The organism is Corallococcus sicarius (genome assembly GCF_003611735.1).
Lineage (GTDB): Bacteria > Myxococcota > Myxococcia > Myxococcales > Myxococcaceae > Corallococcus > Corallococcus sicarius.
On the sequence record NZ_RAWG01000609.1, the window covers coordinates 1 to 1,645 of the forward strand.

General features: G+C 68.8%; 3 protein-coding genes. All 3 read right to left on the reverse strand.

Features of this window, described 5'->3' with window-relative positions; all coding sequences use genetic code 11:
- Positions 1–346: PTS sugar transporter subunit IIC (locus D7X12_RS41180; RefSeq protein WP_208719626.1), on the reverse strand; the 346-nt coding region annotated here is incomplete at its 3' end.
- A 4-nt stretch (positions 347–350) separates the two neighbouring features.
- Positions 351–836 (reverse strand): PTS sugar transporter subunit IIB, encoded by a 486-nt coding sequence (locus tag D7X12_RS41185; RefSeq protein WP_120630545.1) that lies wholly within the window; start codon positions 834–836, stop codon positions 351–353.
- Positions 837–869: 33 nt separating this feature from the next.
- Positions 870–1,292 (reverse strand): PTS sugar transporter subunit IIA, encoded by a 423-nt coding sequence (locus D7X12_RS41190; protein ID WP_120612770.1) that lies wholly within the window; start codon positions 1,290–1,292, stop codon positions 870–872.
- Positions 1,293–1,645: the final 353 nt, after the last annotated feature.

A 1,645-nucleotide genomic window follows, 5' to 3' on the forward strand; every position in this document is an offset into this window, starting at 1 on the left:
CCACCCGCCCCAGCCCGATGAAGAGCAGGACGGCGAGCGACCAGATGGCCGGCGTGGAGCCCGCGCCGGTGGCGGCCGTCAGCGTGGCGGCGGCGGCGGCGGTGCCAGTGGCCGCCAGCGTGTCGTTCTCCGGCAGGGAGGCGCCCAGGTTGGCGGTGCCCAGGTAGAACAGCTCCAGGAGCATGCCCACGGACAGGCCGCTGCCCACGTCCCCCAGGAGCGCGCCCATGAACGTGGCGGCCACCAGGGGCCGGGACAGCATGGCCTGCAGGAACGCCTTGCGCTCCACGGCCACCATGCCGCCCCAGAGACACGCGAGCGCCACTTGGGTCCAGCCGACGTTCACCGGCTCACCCGGCCTTCGACCAGCGCTCGGTCAGGTCGGGCAGGTCCACGGCCTTCTCCGCGGGCACCGCGCGCGCCTCCACGCGCACGCCCTGTTCGGAGAGCTGCTGGAGGGCCTGCAGCTCACCCTCCGCCAGGAAGACGGACGGCGACACCTGCCTCCGGCCGGTGCCGAAGTGCACGTTGCCCAGGTTGAGCTGCTCCATCACCAGTCCGTGCTGGAAGGCGAAGGGCACGGAAGCGACGTCCCTCAGGAGCACCAGGGTGCGGACGCCGTCCTTGGACAGGGCGGCGAAGTCCACCTGGGCGAGGGGAAGGATCAGTACCTCGATGGCGCTCTGGACGGCGAGCGCCATGGCGGCACGGATGAGGGGACTGGAGGCCGCCTCATCATCCGCCACCACCACGCGGGACACCTTGAGGTGGGGGAGCCAGGCTTCGACGACCTGGCCGTGGATGAGGCGGTTGTCGACGCGGACCAGGGTGATCACAGCAGTCTCGAATCGCCGACCCGCGCGGGTCCGTCAAGTTCGCGGCTGCTGCTGGGCCTCGCGAAGCAGGGCGGATGCGCAGGTGATGTTGCGCTGGCCGTACGACGCCAGCTGGTTGGCCATGTCCGACAGGTCCATCTGCTCCGAACGGAGCGAGTTGGCCTTCAGCAGCATGGGCAGATTGACGCCGGCCAGGACTTCCAGATTCATCCGCTGACACATCATCAGCGATTCCTTACAGGGGGTACCTCCAAAGAGGTCGGCCATGATGATGACGCCGTCCCCTTCGTCCACGGTCTTCACGGCCAGCTTCATCTTCGCGCGGAGGTCCTCGACAGGGGCCCCCGGCTCGATGTTGCAAGTCGCCACCGCGGGCAGCTTGCCCACGATCTGCTCGGCGGTAGAGACGAGCTCATCCGCGAGACGTCCATGCGATGCGATGACGAGGCCGACCATGATCACCCCTGACCAACCCCCCGGAGATTTTGCGTTCCTACGCCCATCAACGACGTCACGCAACTCCGGCGAAGTTTTCCGCCTGCACCTGGGACCACTACCCCAACCACTTCGACTTGAAGGTAAGGCGACTGCGCTCACCATGCCTGGAATTTCAGGTCCGGGGAAGGGACACGATGTCGTCTGCCGGACGGGGGGACGGGCGCGCTCCCCCCACACCTGAAGAGATGCGCGGTGCCCCGGGACGATGCGTGCCCTCCGGGACGAGGCGGCTGTTCCCGCTCGCCGGGTAGGGAGGCGGGCAGGCTTTGGGGGCCTGTGTCCCCCGGGGCAGAGGCGGGTCGGCGCGGGTC

Bases quoted from the DNA above. Each gene is read 5' to 3' on its own strand.
- D7X12_RS41190 (WP_120612770.1), bottom strand. From the start codon at position 1,292: ATGGTCGGCCTCGTCATCGCATCGCATGGACGTCTCGCGGATGAGCTC.